The 18,816-nt window shown below is 62.3% G+C and carries 17 protein-coding genes and 3 tRNA genes; 15 read left to right on the top strand and 5 right to left on the bottom strand.

The genetic code is table 11. The features are described from left to right. Window position 1 precedes the first annotated feature (1 nt). On the bottom strand, window positions 2-934 hold the full coding sequence (locus BMY91_RS04510; RefSeq protein ID WP_090818803.1) for a LysR family transcriptional regulator: 933 nt from the start codon (window positions 932-934) through the stop codon (window positions 2-4). Between the two features lie 179 nt (window positions 935-1,113). Here BMY91_RS04510 and BMY91_RS04505 point away from each other — a divergent pair, with 179 nt between their 5' ends. The 4 genes from BMY91_RS04505 (at window position 1,114) to BMY91_RS04490 (ending at window position 3,745) form a co-directional block, all read left to right on the top strand. Next, window positions 1,114-2,163 (top strand): sunset domain-containing protein, encoded by a 1,050-nt coding sequence (locus BMY91_RS04505; protein ID WP_256212566.1) that lies wholly within the window; start codon window positions 1,114-1,116, stop codon window positions 2,161-2,163. Between the two features lie 16 nt (window positions 2,164-2,179). Beyond that, a complete protein-coding gene (locus BMY91_RS04500; RefSeq protein WP_090819167.1) occupies window positions 2,180-3,289 on the top strand; it encodes a PQQ-dependent sugar dehydrogenase in 1,110 nt (369 codons plus the stop codon). 116 nt (window positions 3,290-3,405) lie between these two features. Continuing rightward, window positions 3,406-3,478 (top strand) — tRNA-Lys (locus tag BMY91_RS04495). Between the two features lie 191 nt (window positions 3,479-3,669). Further along, window positions 3,670-3,745: transfer RNA gene (locus BMY91_RS04490), tRNA-Lys, on the top strand. A gap of 107 nt (window positions 3,746-3,852) precedes the next feature. Here the strand turns inward: BMY91_RS04490 and BMY91_RS04485 are convergent. Continuing rightward, window positions 3,853-4,320: a MarR family winged helix-turn-helix transcriptional regulator gene (locus BMY91_RS04485; RefSeq protein ID WP_090818800.1), complete on the bottom strand. Its 468-nt coding sequence runs from the start codon at window positions 4,318-4,320 to the stop codon at window positions 3,853-3,855. 85 nt (window positions 4,321-4,405) lie between these two features. Between BMY91_RS04485 and bcp the strand changes: the two genes are divergently transcribed. The 7 genes from bcp to BMY91_RS04450 all read left to right on the top strand — a co-directional run bounded on the left by bcp (window position 4,406) and on the right by BMY91_RS04450 (window position 13,474). Beyond that, window positions 4,406-4,879, top strand: a complete 474-nt coding sequence (gene bcp, locus BMY91_RS04480; RefSeq protein ID WP_090818798.1) for a thioredoxin-dependent thiol peroxidase — start codon at window positions 4,406-4,408, stop codon at window positions 4,877-4,879. A gap of 62 nt (window positions 4,880-4,941) precedes the next feature. Beyond that, a tRNA-Leu gene (locus BMY91_RS04475) sits at window positions 4,942-5,023 on the top strand. Between the two features lie 203 nt (window positions 5,024-5,226). Continuing rightward, window positions 5,227-6,879, top strand: a complete 1,653-nt coding sequence (locus tag BMY91_RS04470; RefSeq protein ID WP_175538595.1) for an ABC transporter substrate-binding protein — start codon at window positions 5,227-5,229, stop codon at window positions 6,877-6,879. 79 nt (window positions 6,880-6,958) lie between these two features. After that, the gene (locus tag BMY91_RS04465; protein ID WP_090818792.1) at window positions 6,959-8,464 is read left to right on the top strand and encodes a malate:quinone oxidoreductase; all 1,506 of its coding nucleotides are present in this window, start codon (window positions 6,959-6,961) and stop codon (window positions 8,462-8,464) included. Between the two features lie 67 nt (window positions 8,465-8,531). Beyond that, complete coding sequence (locus tag BMY91_RS04460; protein WP_090818789.1) at window positions 8,532-11,750, top strand: efflux RND transporter permease subunit; 3,219 nt, start codon at window positions 8,532-8,534, stop codon at window positions 11,748-11,750. 138 nt (window positions 11,751-11,888) lie between these two features. Beyond that, window positions 11,889-13,013, top strand: coding sequence for an LLM class flavin-dependent oxidoreductase (locus BMY91_RS04455; RefSeq protein ID WP_090818786.1), 1,125 nt, complete (start codon window positions 11,889-11,891; stop codon window positions 13,011-13,013). Continuing rightward, window positions 13,013-13,474 (top strand): MarR family winged helix-turn-helix transcriptional regulator, encoded by a 462-nt coding sequence (locus BMY91_RS04450; protein WP_090818782.1) that lies wholly within the window; start codon window positions 13,013-13,015, stop codon window positions 13,472-13,474. Before BMY91_RS04455 ends, BMY91_RS04450 begins: the two co-directional genes overlap by 1 nt. Here the strand turns inward: BMY91_RS04450 and BMY91_RS04445 are convergent. After that, a complete protein-coding gene (locus BMY91_RS04445; RefSeq protein ID WP_090818780.1) occupies window positions 13,471-14,277 on the bottom strand; it encodes a transglutaminase-like domain-containing protein in 807 nt (268 codons plus the stop codon). The two genes, BMY91_RS04450 and BMY91_RS04445, sit on opposite strands and share 4 nt — an antisense overlap. A 69-nt stretch (window positions 14,278-14,346) precedes the next feature. Beyond that, a complete protein-coding gene (locus tag BMY91_RS23610; RefSeq protein ID WP_371261010.1) occupies window positions 14,347-14,706 on the bottom strand; it encodes a hypothetical protein in 360 nt (119 codons plus the stop codon). Window positions 14,707-14,890: 184 nt separating this feature from the next. Between BMY91_RS23610 and BMY91_RS23605 the strand changes: the two genes are divergently transcribed. Next, the gene (locus BMY91_RS23605) at window positions 14,891-15,205 is read left to right on the top strand and encodes a hypothetical protein (RefSeq protein WP_371261009.1); all 315 of its coding nucleotides are present in this window, start codon (window positions 14,891-14,893) and stop codon (window positions 15,203-15,205) included. A gap of 41 nt (window positions 15,206-15,246) precedes the next feature. Continuing rightward, entirely contained in the window at window positions 15,247-15,915 is a 669-nt protein-coding gene (locus tag BMY91_RS04435; RefSeq protein ID WP_090818774.1) for a DUF1684 domain-containing protein, read from the top strand. Here BMY91_RS04435 and BMY91_RS04430 read toward each other — a convergent pair. Further along, a complete protein-coding gene (locus BMY91_RS04430; protein WP_090818771.1) occupies window positions 15,912-17,108 on the bottom strand; it encodes an SLC13 family permease in 1,197 nt (398 codons plus the stop codon). The genes BMY91_RS04435 and BMY91_RS04430 overlap by 4 nt on opposite strands. A gap of 117 nt (window positions 17,109-17,225) precedes the next feature. On the opposite strand from BMY91_RS04430, the gene BMY91_RS04425 reads away from it, so the two are divergent. After that, a complete protein-coding gene (locus tag BMY91_RS04425; RefSeq protein WP_090818768.1) occupies window positions 17,226-17,795 on the top strand; it encodes a DM13 domain-containing protein in 570 nt (189 codons plus the stop codon). 112 nt (window positions 17,796-17,907) lie between these two features. Next, window positions 17,908-18,801 carry a fumarylacetoacetate hydrolase family protein gene (locus tag BMY91_RS04420; RefSeq protein ID WP_090818765.1) on the top strand — a complete coding sequence of 298 codons (894 nt, stop codon included), beginning with the start codon at window positions 17,908-17,910 and terminating at the stop codon, window positions 18,799-18,801. The last annotated feature ends 15 nt before the right edge of the window (window positions 18,802-18,816 follow it).

Below are 18,816 nucleotides of genomic sequence, written 5' to 3'. Positions count from 1 at the left end.
CTCAAATGGTGGGACGTGACTCGCTCAGCTCCCTCGCGATGGCAGCGGCCTCAGTGGTGAGCATGTCCAGGACGCTGGCGATGGTGGCCCGGGCAGCAACCTCCTGCCGAGCCAAAGCCACGATGCTCCGGCTGGCTTTCACCTCGGTCAGTGGCCGCAGAACCAGGCCGCGGCGGGCACTCGCCCGCGCCGTATAGCGAGGGAGGAGGCAGATCCCGTGGCCGGCCCCCACCAAGGCCTCCAACACCCGGAGATCGGGATATCGCTGGCCCCTCATCGCCTGCCTGCCGGCATGGAGTTCGATCTGGCGAAGGACCGTATCAAACGGAAAGCCTTCAGGGACGCCGATCCAGGGGTAGTCCACTACATCCCCGGGGCTCAAGCGCTCCTTCTCCGCCAAGGGATGCCCGGTGGGCATAGCGACGTCGAGGGCCTCTTCCAAGAGCGGAACCACCGTCAGTCCCTGGCGCGCGAAAACCTCCGGCCCGTCCACACTGTGGGCGAGCACGATGTCGTAGTCAGCAACCAAGGGTGCGAAGTGCGCGGTTCCTGGATCCTCAAAATGGGCATCAAAGGTGAGTCCATCCACTGCCGCGACCCGATGCAGCACTCCGGGCAACAGCATTTCGGCAGCGCTGGGAAAGAATGCAGCGGAAACGCGGGTCTGCCAGCCCTTCCTATAGGTGTCAATGGTGGATTCTGCCCGGGCCATCGCCGTGGCGATGTCTGCAGCAGCGGCAGCCATGGCGTACCCCGCCTCAGTCAACTGGACGCCCCTGCCCACCTTCTCCACCAGCACAACACCGATTTCCGCCTGCAAGGTCTTCAACTGTTGGGAGACAGCCGAAGCCGTCACATTCATGGCATCGGCCGTGGCTCCAATGCTTTGCCGGTCTGCCAGTTCGCGCAGAATCTGCAGCCTTTTGAAGTCCATGCAGCCAGACTAGGCGACGCGAACCAATTTCCTTTCCAAGGAATTCGAACCCCCCAGCTTTACTCAGCAAGCTGATCAATTCCGTGGAGCAGCAGGTCAGAGGCTGGACAGCCCATAAACAGGCACGTAACGTCAGGAACACCACGAACTGCACCGCTGCGAGCAGAAGGGCGCCCACCATGGATACTTGGTTTATTTGGGTCATTGTCATTGTTTTGGTCATTGCCATTGTTTGGTGGCTAATGAACCGCAACAAAACGCGCAATTCCACCTCCCCCCAAGCTCCTGCCGCCATGGAGCCAAGCAACACGGGGTCAATACCGGACACCGCTGCCGCAGCAGCCGGCGTGGCGGGCTTGGCGGGAGTGACCAACCTGGGCAAGGCGGCCGCCGAGGGCAGTGGCCCTACTCATGACAAACCCGGCATTGTTGACGAACCCGGCGACGCGGAGCCGGACACCGAAGGACACTCCAACAGCGTGGAGGACAGGACCCCTGACGCCTCCCACGCCACCGGGAGCGGCCAGGACATGGAAACTGAACCCCGTTCCGTCGTCGAGGATTCACCGGGGACTGTTCCTGCCGAAACCCAGCCGGTGCCTGCCGAATCCCAGCCGGCCGCGACGCCGGGACTCATGGTGCCGGAACCGGTCATTGCCGCCCCTGCAGTGGACGAGCCCGCAGTTGAGGAACCTGTGGTGGATGAACCCGTGGTGGACGAACCGCTGGTTGACAGGGACGGCAAAGTCCATGCAGCCGACGCCGGCGACGTTGACGACTGGGATGCAGGCGCGCCCCCGACGACAGCCGAAGAGGCGCAGGCGACGGCAGGTGGTTCCCCTGCGCCGCAGGTCACCGCCGACGACGTCACGCGGGCCGATGAGGCAGCAGACAAGGCCGAGTGGGAATCCTCGTGGACGGATGCCGGCGGAACTCCAGTGCATCATCACGAGTACACGGACGCACACTCCCCCACCCTGCCAGGCGCCGAGTCCGCCGCCGCTGAGGATCCGGCCGCTTCCGGTCACCTGGCCGCGGAGCATCCCTACGGAACCGGTTCATCCAGTACGCCGGGCGAGGCCTATCCGGTGAAGGCCAGCGCAACGGACATGACCTATCACGATGAAGACGCCGCCGGCTACGGAGACGTTGCCGCAGACGTGTGGTTCGAGTCCGCAGCCCATGCCGAAGCTGCAGGATTCCGCCCGCCCAGGCGCAACCGGCACTGAACCGGCTGTAACCGCCATGAGCAGGCACTGGGTTATTCGCAGAACGCACCTGGTGCCTGCCTTTGCGCTCACGCTGATCCTGGGGCTGGCTTCGTGTACCGGGAGCCCCTCGTCTCCGGGCACTGCCGCCACGCCGCAGGCATCGGCGACACAGGCCCCGACGCAGACTCCCGAACTTCTTCAAAAGCTCGACGTCGGCCTGCAGTTGCCATGGTCTGTGGCCTTCCTGCCGGACGGCACAGCTGTTGTCTCCGAGCGCGATTCCGCGCAGATCAAAAGCATCCGCGATGGCAAGGCAACCACGGTTGGTGAGGTGCCCGGCGTGGTTCCCGGCGGCGAAGGCGGGCTGCTGGGCCTCGCCCTCTCCCCGACGTTCGCCAGCGACCGATGGCTGTATGCCTACTTCACGTCCGCCGGCGACAACCGAGTGGCCCGCATGCGGCTTGATGCGGATGCCGACGGCAAACTTGCCCTTGGTCAGCCCGAGGTCATCTTCTCCGGCATCTCCAAGGCATCGACGCACAATGGTGGACGGATCCGCTTTGGCCCGGACGGATTCCTGTACGTGGGGACCGGCGATTCGCAGCGTCGGGAGCAGCCGCAGGACATCAACGCCCTGGGCGGCAAGATCCTGCGGCTGACTCCGGAGGGCCAGCCGGCCGCGGGGAATCCCTTCGGCGACAATCCGGTCTACAGCTACGGACACCGGAACGTGCAAGGCCTGGCCTGGGACGCGGAGGGGAGGCTGTGGGCCAGCGAATTCGGACCTGACGTGGATGACGAACTGAACCTCATCACTCCGGGCGGCAACTACGGATGGCCCACCGTGACCGGCGCACCCGGCAGGAGCGGGTTGATCGACGCCAAAGTCGTCTGGCCGTCCACCTCCGACGCCTCACCGAGTGGCCTGGAAATCCTGGAAGGAGTCGCTTACACCGGCGCCCTCCGGGGCCAACGGCTCTGGGCCGTTCCACTAAACGGCGAAGCCGCAGGGAGCCCCGTGGCCTATCTCACAGGACAGTATGGGCGGCTTCGGGACGTTGCCCGCACCCCCGACGGCACTTTGTGGATCCTCAGCAACAACAGAAACCCTGATTTTGTGCTGATTTTGGGGGTAGCTGACTAAGTGATCAGGGCGGGATCCGGTGGATTTCACAGTTCGGCAGAAGTCGTGTAGAGTTACATGTCGTTGCGGAGATCGCCGGGGAAAGAAAAGCCCCGGGTTGGTCGAAATCAACAGCTGCACCTCTAGCTCAACTGGCAGAGCAATTGACTCTTAATCAATGGGTTCCGGGTTCGAGTCCCGGGGGGTGCACTAAAGAAGGGCCTTGGAGTGAAATTCACTCCAGGGCCTTTTTGCTTTCCACTCTCGTAATAGTGAAAGCATGGCTTGCATCACGATCAGCATCCAATGGTCATGAGTGCCGAAAATGTGGTGTAGAGTTATTTGTCGTTGCGGAGGTCAATGAGGAATGGGAATTCCTTCAGCGGGCCAAAACAATAGATGCACCTCTAGCTCAACTGGCAGAGCAATTGACTCTTAATCAATGGGTTCCGGGTTCGAGTCCCGGGGGGTGCACCAACAAGAAAGGCTCCGGATCGTTTCCACGATCCGGAGCCTTTCTGCTATTCCCGGCCATTAATTACCCTTGGCTGGGCCCCGGAGGGGCCGCTCCGCACTGAATGTGGTCAGGCCCGGGGAACGTCGGTATCGAGCTCCGGGGAACCCGCGTCCGGCGCGGGCAGTCCGGCCAAGCCGCGTACCACTACCCTGAGCTCCTCGCGAAGACGCGCGGTATCAACCGCCACGGGCGACAAGACGTCCTGCTCGAGCTTCACAGCCTCGGCCAGAGCGGCGATGCCGGCCTCTGTAAGGGTCACCACATGGCTTCTCCGGTCGGAGTCGCTGCGCTGGCGGGTGATATGCCCGTGCAACTCCAAACGCGCAAGAGTGGTGCCCATGGTCTGGGCCTTGACCCGCGCAACTTCGGCCAACGCTGCCTGGGTAATTGCACCCTTGGCTGCCAGCACTTGCATGGCAATGACCCCGGCATGGGTAAGGCCGATGGACTTCAATTTTTCGTTCCACGAGATTTCCACCAGGCGCGCAGCTGTCGAAAGCAATCGGGTGGTGGGCCATCTCTCCATATCTGGCATGCCGCCAGTATATGCGCGGACGGGGTGAAGGCGCGGCGTCTTCCCACTAAACTGGGGAATCGCGAACGTAAGCAAGGAGCAAATTGTGGCTGAAAGACTAATCCCGGGCGATGATGCCCCGAACTTCACACTTCAGGACGAATCCGGCAAAAACGTCAGCTTGTCGGACTTCCGCGGGCGGAAGACCATCGTCTATTTCTACCCGGCAGCTTCCACGCCGGGGTGCACCAAAGAGGCCTGTGACTTCCGCGACACTCTGGGTTCCCTCCAAGCCGCGGGCTACGACGTCGTGGGCATCTCACCGGACCCCGTCAAGGCGCTGGCCAAGTTCGCTGCTGATGAAGGGCTGACCTTTCCGCTGCTCTCGGATGAAGACCACGCCGTGGCTGATGCCTACGCGGCCTGGGGCGAAAAGAAAAACTATGGCCGGACGTACATGGGACTGATCCGTTCCACCATTGTTGTGGACCCGGACGGGAAGGTTTCCTTGGCGCAGTACAACGTCCGCGCGACAGGCCACGTGGCCAAGCTTCGGCGGGATCTCAAGCTGGACAACTAGCGGGTACACTGTAGTCCGGTATATGGCAGGGGCGTCCACCAAGACGGCCCGAATGCCAGCCAGCGCGAGTGGTGAAATTGGCAGACACGCAGGATTTAGGTTCCTGTGCCTTCGGGCGTGGGGGTTCAAGTCCCCCCTTGCGCACAGCGGCAGTGGACAACTGCCGGAACACCCCTGGTTGCGGACGCCGCAACCAGGGGTGTTTTTCCTCAAGCAGCGGGGATTGCTTCCTGAAGATGCGCTGGGAAGTGCACTCAGGACGTTCAACTAGACTGGAATGCGGTCAGGCCGAAGCCGGCCACAGCATTTCCAACCGGCTTGAGGGGACAAGAGTGGCAAGCATCAAAATGCGGCGCCTGACCGTACAATTCGGAGCCGCCGTCGCGGTCTTGGCACTGGCAGCATGCACGGGCTCACCAGCCCCGACGCCTTCATCATCGTCCAGCAGCACCGCGGCTGCAGAGCCTTCTGCCACGTTCAACTTCGGTACAGCCTCCATGCCTCTGGGACTCGACCCCGCAATGACGGCCGACTCGGAGTCATACCGGGTTACGCGTCAGGTTCTGGAAGGCCTCGTCGGCGTCGACGGGGAGACCGGAGATACCACTCCCCTCCTCGCCACGGAGTGGAAGGACAGCAACAACGGACTCAGTTACGATTTCACGCTCCGTTCCGAGGTGACCTTCCATGATGGAACTCCCTTGGATGCTGCCGCGGTCTGCGCCAACTTCAACCGGTGGTTCTCCTTCCCCGCCGAGCTGCGAAAACAAGCACCTGGGATCTCGTTCCAAGGCGTCTTCAAGGCCTATTCGGACGAGCCGGTGTTCTCCATCTTCAAGGACTGCAAGGTGGTCTCGCCCAGCAACGTCCAGATCAACCTGACAAGGCCTTTCACAGGCTTCCTGCAGGCTTTGACGCTGCCGGCATTTGCCATCTCATCCCCCACTGCCTTGGAGGCCCAGAAGGCCAACGTCCTGGATAAAGTCCAGAACGGGCAAGCGGTCTCCGCCTACTCCAGCCATCCTGTGGGGACTGGCCCGTACCAGTTCAGCGCATGGGACGAGAACAAGGTCACCCTGTCCAGTTACAAGGGGTACTGGGGAAACAGGGGCCAGATCGCCACCATCAACTTCATCCCTTACGACCGCGCGGAAACCCGGCAGCAGGCCCTCCTGGACGGCAAGATCGACGCCTACGACCTCGTGACATCCGGGACCTTTGACCAGTTGGTCAAAAAGGGCGTGCAGATCATCCAACGCGACCCCTTCTCGGTGATGTACCTCGGCATCAACCAGGCTGTTGCCCCGCTGGAGAAGCTTGAAGTCCGCCAAGCGATCGAAATGGCCGTTGACAAGGAAACGCTCATCCGGCGCTTCTTCATCGACAACACGGCGCAAGCATCCCAGTTTGTGCCACCAAAGCTCAGTGGCTTCAACAACAACGCTCCGTCCCTTGGATACAACCCGGAGAAGGCCAAGCAACTGCTGGAAAAAGCGGGCTACAAGGGCGAGGAAATCAAGTTCTACTACCCACTCAACGCCACCCGCGCCTATATGCCCACTCCGGAGAAGATCTACGCAGAAATCAGCCGCCAGCTTGTGGCAGTGGGCTTCAACATTAAGCCTGTGCCAGTGGACTGGGAGGACGGCTACCTGCAGCGCGTACAGTCCGCCGGGGACCGTGGCCTGCACCTGCTCGGCTGGAACGGCTCCTACGCAGACGCCGACAACTTCCTCGGCCCACTCTTCGGGGAAACACGGGCGGAGTTCGGATACTCGGACTCTGAGGTCTTCCACAAGATCGAAAGGGCCCGGGCCATGCCCAACGGCAACGACCGCAATGCCCAGTACCAGGCCATCAACGCGGAGATCGCGGCATCGGTGCCGGCCGTTCCGATTGCCTTCCCCATCTCTGCACTGGCGTTGTCCAACAAGGTGGAAAGCTACCCCGCTTCCCCCGTCCTCAACGAAGTTTTCACGAACGTCCGCTTAAAGCCTTGACGATTCCCCGCAATTTCAGTATTGGGTCTGAGCGGGGATATTCTGTGACAGCCAGTGCCGCCGCTAACGGAGATTGATCGTGACCTTCATTTCCAAGACTCAACATGCCGACGTCGTCCTTATTGGCGGCGGAATCATGAGTGCCACCCTTGGTGCGTTCATCAAGCAACTTGAACCCACCTGGACCATCTCCCTGTTCGAACGACTCGGCGAAGCGGGGCTTGAGAGCTCCGGGCCGTGGAACAACGCCGGCACCGGACATGCTGCGCTGTGTGAGCTTAACTACTCCCCCGCAGCCAAGGACGGCTCTGTGGATCCGTCCAAGGCCCTCCACATCAACGAACAGTTCCAGCTCTCCCGCCAGTTCTGGTCCCATTTGGTGGACAGCAACGTGATCGGGTCCCCGAAGGGCTTTATCAACACCGTTCCGCACATGAGCTTCGTCATTGGCGATGACCACGCGGACTTCCTCAAGACCCGGTACGAGGCCCTTAAGCCCAACACGCTGTTCCGCAGCATGGAATACACCGAAGACCAGGCCCAGATCGCCAAGTGGGCGCCGCTGATCGTCAAGGGCCGGGACCGCAAGCAGCGCGTCGCCGCCACCCGCGCAGCTGAAGGAACCGACGTCGATTTCGGCGCCTTGACGCGCGAACTGACCACTTACCTGCAGGACAGCGGCGCAGAGGTCAACTACGGCCACGATGTCACCAACATCAGCCGTGCAGCCGGCGGCGGATGGGACCTGTCCATCAAGCACCCCAAGTCCGGGGAGCACGGCCGTATCCACGCGAAGTTCGTCTTTGTAGGAGCCGGCGGCGGAGCACTCCACCTGCTGCAGGCCTCGGGAATTCCCGAAAGCAAGGGCTACGGCGGCTTCCCCGTGTCCGGCCAGTTCTTCCGTTGCACGGATGACGCCATTACGTCCCAGCACAGCGCCAAGGTCTACGGCCAGGCATCCGTTGGCGCTCCCCCCATGTCTGTCCCCCACTTGGACACCCGGTACGTGGACGGCAAGCGCTCCCTGCTGTTCGGCCCGTACGCCGGGTTCTCCACGAACTTCCTGAAGACCTCCAGTTACTTGGACCTGCCGTTGTCCATCCGTCCGGGAAACATCATCCCGATGCTCGCAGTGGCCAAGGACAACATGGACCTCACCGCCTACCTCATCAAGGAAGTGGCCAAGCGCCACGAAGCCAAGGTGGAGTCCCTTCGGGAGTACTACCCCGAGGCTGCCGGCGCCAATTGGGAACTCATCACGGCCGGCCAGCGGGTGCAGATCATCAAGAAGCACCCGCAGAAGGGTGGCGTCCTGCAGTTCGGCACAGAGGTCATTGCTTCCCGTGATGGTTCCATTGGTGCCCTGCTGGGAGCTTCCCCGGGCGCTTCCACGGCCGTGCCCATCATGATCGAACTGCTGCAGAAGTCCTTCCCCAAGAACTTCAAGGGTTGGCAGTCCAAGCTCAAGGACATGATGCCGGGCTACGGCGTCAAGCTCAACGAGAACCCTGAGCTCGCTTCCGAGCTGGAAGCAAGCACAGCACGGTCCCTGCAGCTGGAAGTGGCCAACGCCGTCCAAAGCTAGGCCACACCCGGGGCTGCGGCCGGTTCCCGTCAGCTGAATCGTTCGTTAGACCTCAGGAGTCAATGAAATGTTCCGCCTGGCCACGCTGTCCCTGGGAAATCGTGCCCTGATCGCGCTGATCACCGTTTTTGCGGCGGTGTTCGGCGTGATCACCATGGGGTCGCTGAAGCAGGAACTCATCCCGTCCATCGAGTTCCCTCAAATCACCGTGGTCACCTCCATGCCTGGGGCCTCTCCGGAGGTGGTGGACAAGCAGCTCAGCCAGCCCCTGGAAACAGCGCTGAACAGCGTCGAGGGCCTTGAGTCCACCACGTCGACCTCACGCAACGGCGTTTCGCAGATCACCATGGTGTTCACCTACGGTTCCAACCTGGACCGGGCACGCAACCAGATCGACCGGGCCATTTCCAACGCGAAGCGGGTACTGCCCGCCAACGTGGAACCACAGTCCATCGCCGGCAACATCAGTGACTTCCCGATCGTCTACCTCGCCGTGTCCTCGGACAAGCCGCTCAGCGAACTCAACGCCGACCTCCTGCGGCTGAGCGTCCCGCGGCTCCAGAAGATCGACGGCGTCCGCGGCGCCGATGTGACAGGCGGCGCCAGCCAGCACATCCTCATCCAGCCACGTCCTGCCGATCTCGCTGCCACCGGAGCTTCCGTACAGGCCATAAACAATGCGCTGAAGAACAACGGGACCTTGGTTCCGGTGGGAACCATCGAGGATCAGGGAAAAACCCTCTCCCTGCAGCTCGGCAGCCCGGTGGACTCCTTGGACATTATCAAGGGCCTTCCCTTGGCTGGCACCAGGACCGCCGCCACCATCGGGGCCGTCGCGGAAGTCAGCATTGAGGACGATGCCGCCACGTCCATCACGCGCACCAATGGCAAGCCCACGCTGGCATTGTCCGTCACCAAGAAACCAGAAGGTGACACGGTGGCGATATCGCACGCCGTACGCGATGCAATCGCACCCATGGAAGCCGAGCTGGGAAACAACGCCACCTTCACCCCGGTGTTCGACCAAGCCCCCTTCATTGAGAAATCCATCAAGGACCTCACTACCGAAGGCCTCCTGGGCTTGGGCTTCGCTGTGGCCGTCATCCTGCTGTTCCTGATGTCTGTGCGGTCTACTTTGGTAACGGCCGTGTCCATTCCGCTGTCCCTGCTCATCACGTTCATCGGCATCTCGGCCACTGGGTACTCCCTGAACATCCTCACCCTCGGTGCCCTCACCATTGCCATCGGCCGTGTGGTGGACGATTCCATTGTGGTGATCGAGAACATCAAACGACACCTCAGCTATGGCGAACACAAACTGAACGCCATCGTGACGTCCATCCGTGAAGTTGCCGGAGCCATTACCGCCTCCACCCTCACCACTGTGGCCGTGTTCCTCCCCATCGCTTTCGTGGGCGACCTCGCCGGTGAGCTGTTCCGGCCCTTCGCCCTCACTGTAACCATCGCGCTGTTGTCGTCACTGCTGGTTTCCCTGACGATCGTTCCGGTCCTGGCCTATTGGTTCCTTTCCTCACCCGGAAAGGGCGCTGAGGCACAGGCATCCGCCAAGGAAGCCGCCGAGAAGGCCCGGGAAGCCGAACAACGGAGCCGCCTCCAGCGCGGTTACCTTCCGATTCTTGCCAAGACGCAGAAACATCCCGTCATCACCTTGTCAGCCGCGGCATTGATTCTGGTGGCCACCATCGCCGTCTCGCCTCTTCTGGCCACTGATCTTTTGGGCCGCTCCGGCGAGAACAGCATGACTGTGCGTCAGGTCCTCCCGGCCGGAACCAGCCTGCAGGCCACCAGCGAAGAGGCCACAAAGATCGAAGATTCCCTCAAGGGCATCGACGGCATCAAGGACGTCCAGGTCACGTCCGGCAACGCCCAAACGGGCTTTGCCGCGCTGACGTCCACCGGCTCATCCAACTCGACGTTCACCATTGTCACGGACGAGAAAGTGAACCAAACCAAGCTTCAGGACGAGGTCCGCAGCAAGCTCGAAGGGGCCGCCGGGAAAATCACGGTGGGATCCCAGCAGGGCGGTTTCGGCACCTCCTCCACCGTGGACATCACCATCAAGGCAGCGAACTCCGCCGATCTTCAGACTGCCAGCGAAGCCATGGTGAAGGCCATGGAAGGCGTTCCCGGCAGTTCCGAAGTAGCCACTAACCTGGCCGCCAAGCAGTCGGTGGTCCAGGTCCGCGTTGACCGGGCCAAGGCAGTGGCGGCAGGCCTGACCGAAGAGCAGGTAGGAGCCTTCCTTGCCTCCACAGTCAGCCCCATTCCTGCCGGCACTGTCAGGATCGACACCAACGACTACCCAGTGCAGATTGGTGAAGGAACGCGTTTCACCAGCATTGCAGCGGTCCGGGGACTCCAACTCCCCACAGCCCGGGGTGGCGTAGCGCTTGAGTCCATTGCCGCCGTCGAGCAGGTGGACACTCCTGTGTCCATCACCAGCAGCAACGGCCAGCGGACAGCGAAGGTGACCGTGACGCCGTCGGGCTCCAACCTCGGAAGCGTGAGCACAGCGGTTCAGGAGCGGCTGGCCTCCGTCGATTTGCCGGCCGGGGTCACCGCGACCATCGGTGGCGCCACCACCCAACAGGCGGAGTCATTCCGGCAACTCGGCTTGGCTCTTCTGGCCGCCATCGCCATCGTCTACGTGATCATGGTGGCAGCCTTCAAATCACTGATCCAACCGCTGATCCTGCTGGTCTCGGTCCCCTTCGCCGCAACGGGTGCCGTTGGCCTGCTGCTGCTGACCGGCGTTCCGCTGGGACTCCCCTCGCTGATTGGCATGCTCATGCTGGTGGGAATCGTGGTCACCAACGCGATTGTGCTGATCGACCTCATCAACCAATACCGCAAACCACATGACGGCAGTCCGGGCATGAACGTGGCGGATGCCATCACGCACGGTGCCCGCCAGCGCCTCCGGCCGATCCTGATGACGGCGCTGGCCACAGTGTTCGCCCTGACTCCGATGGCTTTGGGCCTGACGGGCGGCGGCGGGTTCATTTCCCAGCCCTTGGCCATTGTGGTCATCGGTGGCTTGGTCTCCTCCACTGCGCTGACACTGGTCCTGGTGCCCGTGCTGTACAAGTTGGTGGAAGGCCGCCGGGAGAAGAAGCAACTATTGAAGGACCTTCAGGATAAGCCGACGCCGACAAGCGGCATAGGCAGCCCATCCGGCAATGGAGCGGACGAGTTCCAGGACTGGACCACGGGCATGATTCCCCGGGTCAAGGGCCGCCGCGCGGCACACAACCCCGCGGAGTAGCCACCCTCGAGACCATCAGCAGGGCCGGGAACATCTCCCGGCCCTGCCCTGTTACAGGCAGTGATACATGCAAATGCATCTAGTTTGAGGTACACTGTTTACAGAGCCCGGAACAACGGGCAGGGAGAAAGGCACATCATGCAGATCGGCGTATTCAGCGTCAGTGACATCACCACTGACCCCACCACGGGCCGCACGCCCACGGAAAACGAACGCATCAAGGCCTCCGTTGCCATCGCCAAGAAGGTCGAAGAAATCGGCATGGATGTCTACGCCTTGGGCGAGCACCACAACCGGCCCTTCTTCTCCTCCTCCCCCACCACCACGCTGGCCTACATTGCCGCCCAGACAGAGCGCATCACACTTTCCACGGCCACTACACTGATCACCACCAATGATCCGGTCAAGATTGCCGAAGACTTCGCCATGCTCCAACACCTCTCCGATGGTCGCGTGGACCTGGTCCTGGGACGCGGCAACACGGCTCCGGTGTACCCCTGGTTCGGCAAGAACATCCAGGACGGGATCGAGCTCGCGATCGAGAACTACAGCCTGCTCCGCAAGCTCTGGGACGAGGACACCGTCAACTGGTCAGGCAAGTTCCGCACGCCGCTGCAGAACTTCACCTCCACGCCGCGACCGCTCGACGACGTCGCTCCCTTTGTGTGGCACGGCTCCATCCGGACGCCACAGATCGCGGAAGTAGCGGCGTATTACGGCGACGGCTTCTTCGCCAACAACATTTTCTGGCCCAAGGAGCACTACCAGCAGCTGATCGGCCTCTACCGTGAGCGCTACGAGCACTACGGGCACGGCAAGGCTGACCAGGCAATCGTCGGGCTGGGAGGCCAGTTCTTCATGAGGAAAAACTCCCAGGACGCGGTGAAGGAATTCCGCCCCTACTTCGACAATGCACCGGTGTACGGCCACGGACCTTCGCTGGAGGACTTCACGTCCCAAACACCCCTGACGGTAGGCAGCCCGCAGGAAGTCATCGAAAAGACACTCACATTCCGCGAGGCCTTCGGCGACTACCAGCGCCAGTTGTTCCTGATCGACCACGCCGGCCTTCCATTGAAGACCGTCCTGGAGCAGTTGGACCTCTTCGGCGAGGAAGTCCTTCCTGTCCTCCGCAAGGAATACGCTGCCATGAAGCCGGCCCATGTACCGGACGCTCCCACCCACGCTTCCCGCGTTGCCGCAGCGCTGGAGGCCAGGGTCAGCGAATCTGCAGCCGCCGGGGCCGCGGGGCAGGACGCCTGATGTCCGGCCCCTCGGCGTCGTCCGCCGTCCGCCTCGCCGCCGAAACCTGGGAGTCGTTGTTCCGCTCCCAGGTGGCGGTGATGCGGAAGCTCCAATCCGGACCCGCGTTCAAGAATCTCCCCGTCAAGGAGTATGACGTCCTGTTCACCCTGTCCCGGTGCCCCTCCGGCCAGCTGCGCCTCAACGAAATCAACGACAAAGTGCTGTTGAGCCAGTCCAGCCTGAGCCGGCTGGTTGACCGCTTGGAGAAGCGCGGTTTGGTGGAACGGACTACAGCGCCCGACGACGGCCGTGGGGTTCTGCTGTCACTCACCGAGGCCGGCAGTGAACTGCAAAAGACGATCGGCCGCGAACACGTTCGCGACATCGCCCACTTGGTGGCACCAGCACTCACCGCAGACGAACAGCGCGAGCTGTTGCGCCTGACCGAAAAGCTCCGGGCCTCCGTGGCTGGACACTAACGCAGGCTGATGAGCTCCCGGAGGTCCTCCACCGGGAGCTCCCCGTTGATCGATGCACTCACTTTGAGTGTCTTGAGGGAAAGACTGCCTCCCACGGTGGACAGGAACGCCGTGTCCGAGGAATCACGACCCGCCGTAATGCGGAGCATGGATTCCCGTGGCGCCAGTCCAGTGGGATCGATAATGTGCCAGGCACCGTCAATGTGAGCTTCCGCCACGGCGTGGAAATCCATGGGACTCAAGCCTGGAGCGTAGACCGCGGCGAGTCGGGCGGGAACATCTTTTGCCCTCAACAGGGCGATGGCGAGGTGGGCAAAATCCCGGCATACGCCCTTCCGGTGAAGCAGCGTTTCCACGGCGCCGTCGGTACCTCGCGAGGATCCGCTGACGTAGCGGAGCTCACCGTTGACCCAGGTGCGGACAGCGTGGAGCAGTTCGGCTCCCTGCAGGCCACCGAATTCGGCATAGGACGTGGGCAGCAGCCGGTCGGACTCGGCATACCTGCTGGGACGGACGTAACGGATCAGCTCCATGGGAGAGGATTCATCAGGCACGCCAAAGCCGTGGACGGTGGCTCGGTACTCCACCGACACTTCGCTCGGTTCGCTGAACTCCATGTACTGGAAGCGTCCGCCGTGGTGGTCGCTAAGTTCGGCGAACGGAACATCTCCTCCAGCCGAAGTGATGGACAGGGTCTCCGTCAATGACTCGTAGCCGGAGTTCCGGGCCACGGCTATTGCCATCGCTACCTTGGTGTTGGCTGCGGTCTTGAAAACGAGCGTGGCAGCAACGTTGCGTTCCAATTGATCTCCGGGGTGGGTTGCGGCGGGCAGCCCCAATGCCGCCGTTGCGTGGATCAGCCAATCGCAGGACTACAAATTGACCTTCAGAGACAGTAGCATCCGCTGGACATTGGCGAACTCAGAGCCATGGACTGCGTACTTGGCGGCCAGGTCCAGAGTGTCGAATGCTTTGGCCGGTGCCACCTTCTCATCAGCGGCGAAGGCATGGACAGCCGGGACGTCCCCGAACGAGTAATCCCCCTTGTTGGCGGGCCCGAGCACCCGGTTCCGGAGTTCGCAGGATTGCCCGTCAGCACCGGCCACCACATTGGTGATTCCGTAGGAGCCGAAAAACTTATAGCCCTGAATAACACGAAAAACCACCCTGGGATCTATGGTGTCCGGGCCGTCGGAGTGCGGAACATCCAAGGGTACGCTGCTGATCACCACGTATGGCCGCCCTTGTCCTGCTGGGCAGGCAGCCGGCACAGCAGGTGGCAGGCCAGTCTGCAGCGTGGCTACGTAGCGTCCCTCTCCATCCTTGACTTCGACTTTCAGCGCGCCGGGCAAAGAGCCCGCCTCAGGAGCTACCGATTGTGTAATCCACTCCTTGGGCAAGTCAAAACTCACAGACTTGGCCGCATCGGTGTATGTCTTCCACGACACCGCCGTGGCCGCCGGAGTCGGGCTTACCTCAGCTGAATCCGTTGGAGAAGCCGTCCCGCTGGACCCTGGCGACACCGACGGTGAACCGGGTGCCGTCGTCGTGCCTTCTGTTGCAGTCGCCGTGCCTGACTCCGACGTATTCGGACGCGAGGTGGCAGTGGAACTGACTTGCGGGCCCTTGTTTTCCGTGGAGCATGCGGCAGTCGCCGTCAGCAGGGATACCGCCAGTGCCGACGCGGCCAGCCTCCTTGGAATGCGGTGCGGGTTCATGAGCACAGCCTAGTGGCGGCGTTGCCGCGACACGCACAGGACTAGGCTGAAGGTATGGCTCCCGATCAGCACGACGAATTCGAGGACAGTGTCCGCCCAATGTCTGCAGTGGAAATAGCTGACTGGCGCTTGCGGACGTTCGCCCTCTACGACAAAGTGCGTCAGCTTGCGGCCACCAATCCGTTCGACGCCCACGTGTTTTGGCGGCAGGAACGCGATCTGATGTTCGCCACGCATCCTGCCTCAGCGCTGACACCCGAAGTGAAGGCTTCATTCACTGGATTGCGCACCGCCGAGTACGATCCCGGTTTCCGCAGGTACGCCGCACTATCCCCCGAAGGTGCGGGGCAGGAAATGAATGTTGAGACAGGCACCGACGGTGTGGTGCCGTTTGTCAGAATCGGCACTTTTGAGTTGCCCGGTCTTGGCTCGTTGGCTGCCTGGCGGCTGCGGAGCTACGGGGGCGGCATCTTCGTACCCTTCCGCGACACCACGGCCGGGAAAACCGGCGGAAGCTACGGAGCCGGGAGGTACCTCCTGGACACGGTGAAGGGCTCATTCCACGGGACCAGGGGCTCGTCGGCGGAACAGGAATTCATTCTGGACTTCAACTTCGCCTACAACCCGTCGTGCGCCTACAACGAAGCTTGGGCATGCCCACTGGCAGGACCAGCCAATCGCCTGGCCAGTGAGGTTCCCGTCGGCGAAATGTACTTGGGCTAGCCAAACAACCCGCCAGGCCCCACAACGGTGAGCGCCGCGATGGCAGCCAGTATGGTCAGCGGGGCCACGATCAAGCCCAAGACGGCGTACCCCTTCCACTTGACCAGCACATTCATCCGCACCAGGCGGTCATGCCACAACAGGGTGGCCAGTGATGCCCACGGCGTGATCAGTGGGCCTGCGTTGACGCCAACCAGCAGTGCAGCCATTCTTTGGGATGTCCCGGCCAGTGGTTCGGCCAGCAAGTAGGCGGGCAGGTTATTGACGACGTTGGAGCCCAGGGCTCCTGTCATGGCCAACCGCAGCAGTTCAAAGAACCCATCGCCCTGGCCTGCCACCTCTCCCAGCAACACGGAGGCCCCGAGGTATTGGGTGGCCTCAACCACCAGGAAGAGGCCGCAGGTGAACAGCAGCAAGGACCACGGAATCAAGGTCACTGTGAGCACCTTGGGCCGACGGACGGCAAAGGCCACGGCCAGGATGGCCGCGGCCGCTGCTGCGGGAATCCAGATGGCCACTCCGGATACCAAAGCCGGCAACAGCAACAACAGGACAATCGCACTGACCAGCAACAGGACCCCGTCCGCGGCCGGACTTGCCGAAGGGCTGTGGACGGGACGCGTGGAGTCCCTGGCATAGGTCTTCCGCAGATCGCGCCGGAACACCACAGCGACGCATGCCAAAGGCACCAGGACGGCGGCCAGGGACGGCGCCCACATGAGCTGGGCGAACTGGGCAGGACTGATGCCTCCCAGATTGTGCTGCGCCAAAAGGTTGGTCAGATTGGAGATGGGAAGCAAAAGGCTTGCCGTGTTCGCCAGCCACACAGTCGTCAAAGCAAAGGGCAGGACGGGCAAGCCAGCCTGGCGGGCCACCGTGACCACCACCGGGGTGAGGAGCACCGCCGTCGTATCCAAGGACAGAAAGATGGTACTCAAGGTGGCGAACAGTGCCACGAGTAGCCACAGCAGGACGCTGCGTCCGCGTCCCCACCCGCGCAGATGCCGGGCAATCCATTGGAAGGCACCCGCCTCGCTCACCAGCTCGGTCACCACTGTCATGGCAACCACAAAGCCCAGGATGGGCGCCACCCGGTCTATCAGGACCGCGACTTCCTGCCATGGCAGGACACCCGTGGCGACAGTGACCCCACCTGCCACGAGAAGGACCAAGCCGATGATCGCCAGACGCATGAAACGGATTCTAAGCCCGGGCCCTGTGTTCCAGCTCCGGGGCACGGTCAACGGCATGTCATCGTACTGTAAGCAATGACGCCCCCACGGTGCTGTGTTGAAGCCTAACGTTGGACCATGAACCGTTTCCGGAGGTTGATCCGGGCCCACACGACACTCGCCGCGATCGCCGGTGCAGCAGTCGTTTGCGCGGTGCTGGCAGGAGCCGCACTGTTTCAGCCGTGGCGGATCTTCACTTCCAGCAGCATCAACGAGGCCCTGCCTGCTGTGGGGGCTTCCGTGAGCGGGACACCACATTCCGTACCATCGTCCTCTGCGGCCAACGGTCCACGTCCCGTGTCCCAGGAACCGGTGGTGGTCAGCTCGGGTACTTTCGAATCACAGGAGCACGCAACATCCGGAACCGCACTGGTCCTGGAGCTGCCCGATGGCGGTCACTTGCTTCGGCTTGAGAACCTGGCCAGCAGCGATGGCCCAGACGTCAAGGTGTGGCTCAGCAGCCTCGAAGCCGGCGGCGACTGGTTCAAGTACCGCTCCGGACGATACGTAGATCTCGGAGCGGTCAAGGCCACGCATGGCAATCACAATTACGTCATCCCTGCCGGCACCGATCTCTCAGGCCTGACCTCCGTAGTTCTGTGGTGCGACCGTTTCAGCGTGGCTTTCGGCTCTGCGCCTCTCGCCTGACGCGTTGTGGGGCCGCGCGACGGGTTGACCTCCGCGAGGTCGCGTGTCGTCGCGGGGCGTAAAGCTGGCCGCCAACGCACTGATGACAACTGAGGGGACGTAGGATGTCTTCATGACTTCACGCCTCCCCCGCCGCATTGCCCGTGTCCGGCCCCTCGACGGCCCGCCATCCGCGGGCCAGTCCTCCCCGGACACGTCTTTCACTGACCAGTCACTGGACGAGCAATACTTCGTGGCCAATGACGCATCCGTGTTCGATTCCGCCGAAGGCATGCAGTGGACCGTCATCGACTCGCCCTTCCCGGCATCAAGGGCCAACGCGAACAGCCCAGCCCGGCTTGGATGGGAACGTGGCGCTGTTGTCAGCGAGGACGCGTTTACTTTCCTGGCCCCGTCAGTTCCGGTCAACGTGTTCGGCATGGCCCACAACACGGGCCAACCGGGCCGCGACCTGCCACCCCAGGCGTTCCACAAAGCGGCGTCCAGCGTGATCGGCCCGGGCGAGGCGATCCAACTCAGCCCCACGGTGGGTTACGTGGACCCGGAGGCTGAACTGACCGTCGTCGTCGGGGTTGCTTCGCGGAACCTGACCCTCGAAACAGCGCGGTCCGCCATCCTGGGCTACACCATCGGCAATGATGTCTCAGCGCGAGACCTGCAAAAGACCGACGAGCTCTGGATCAGCGCCAAGAGCCAGGACACTTTCACACCCGCGGGTCCGTGGATTGTCACGGAGCTGGACCACTCAGACCTCTCCATCGGGATCATCCACAATGGCACTGAACTGAAGGCTGCCAGTTCCGCGGACCTCGGCTGGAAAGTGGAAGAGATCCTCGTTTACCTCACCTCCTTCATGACCCTGCAACCCGGCGACCTGGTGCTCACCGGATTCCCGGCGGAGTGCGCGCGCATCCAGCCCGGCGACACCGTGGTGTGCCGTGTGGAGGGCATCGGCGAGCTGCACAACCCCGTCACCGGCGCCTCCTGGGAGGAACATCCCGCATAGTGTGTCAGGCTTAAC

This window comes from Arthrobacter sp. yr096 (genome assembly GCF_900108925.1).
GTDB lineage: Bacteria > Actinomycetota > Actinomycetes > Actinomycetales > Micrococcaceae > Arthrobacter.
Note: the sequence above shows the minus strand (reverse complement) of the source record. Positions and strands in the feature narration are given on the sequence as shown.

Bases quoted from the DNA above. Each gene is read 5' to 3' on its own strand.
- BMY91_RS04510 (WP_090818803.1), bottom strand. From the start codon at position 934: ATGGACTTCAAAAGGCTGCAGATTCTGCGCGAACTGGCAGACCGGCAA.
- BMY91_RS04505 (WP_256212566.1), top strand. From the start codon at position 1,114: ATGGATACTTGGTTTATTTGGGTCATTGTCATTGTTTTGGTCATTGCC.
- BMY91_RS04500 (WP_090819167.1), top strand. From the start codon at position 2,180: ATGAGCAGGCACTGGGTTATTCGCAGAACGCACCTGGTGCCTGCCTTT.
- BMY91_RS04485 (WP_090818800.1), bottom strand. From the start codon at position 4,320: ATGCCAGATATGGAGAGATGGCCCACCACCCGATTGCTTTCGACAGCT.
- BMY91_RS04470 (WP_175538595.1), top strand. From the start codon at position 5,227: ATGCGGCGCCTGACCGTACAATTCGGAGCCGCCGTCGCGGTCTTGGCA.
- BMY91_RS04460 (WP_090818789.1), top strand. From the start codon at position 8,532: ATGTTCCGCCTGGCCACGCTGTCCCTGGGAAATCGTGCCCTGATCGCG.
- BMY91_RS04455 (WP_090818786.1), top strand. From the start codon at position 11,889: ATGCAGATCGGCGTATTCAGCGTCAGTGACATCACCACTGACCCCACC.
- BMY91_RS04450 (WP_090818782.1), top strand. From the start codon at position 13,013: ATGTCCGGCCCCTCGGCGTCGTCCGCCGTCCGCCTCGCCGCCGAAACC.
- BMY91_RS04435 (WP_090818774.1), top strand. From the start codon at position 15,247: ATGGCTCCCGATCAGCACGACGAATTCGAGGACAGTGTCCGCCCAATG.
- BMY91_RS04430 (WP_090818771.1), bottom strand. From the start codon at position 17,108: ATGCGTCTGGCGATCATCGGCTTGGTCCTTCTCGTGGCAGGTGGGGTC.
- BMY91_RS04425 (WP_090818768.1), top strand. From the start codon at position 17,226: ATGAACCGTTTCCGGAGGTTGATCCGGGCCCACACGACACTCGCCGCG.
- BMY91_RS04420 (WP_090818765.1), top strand. From the start codon at position 17,908: ATGACTTCACGCCTCCCCCGCCGCATTGCCCGTGTCCGGCCCCTCGAC.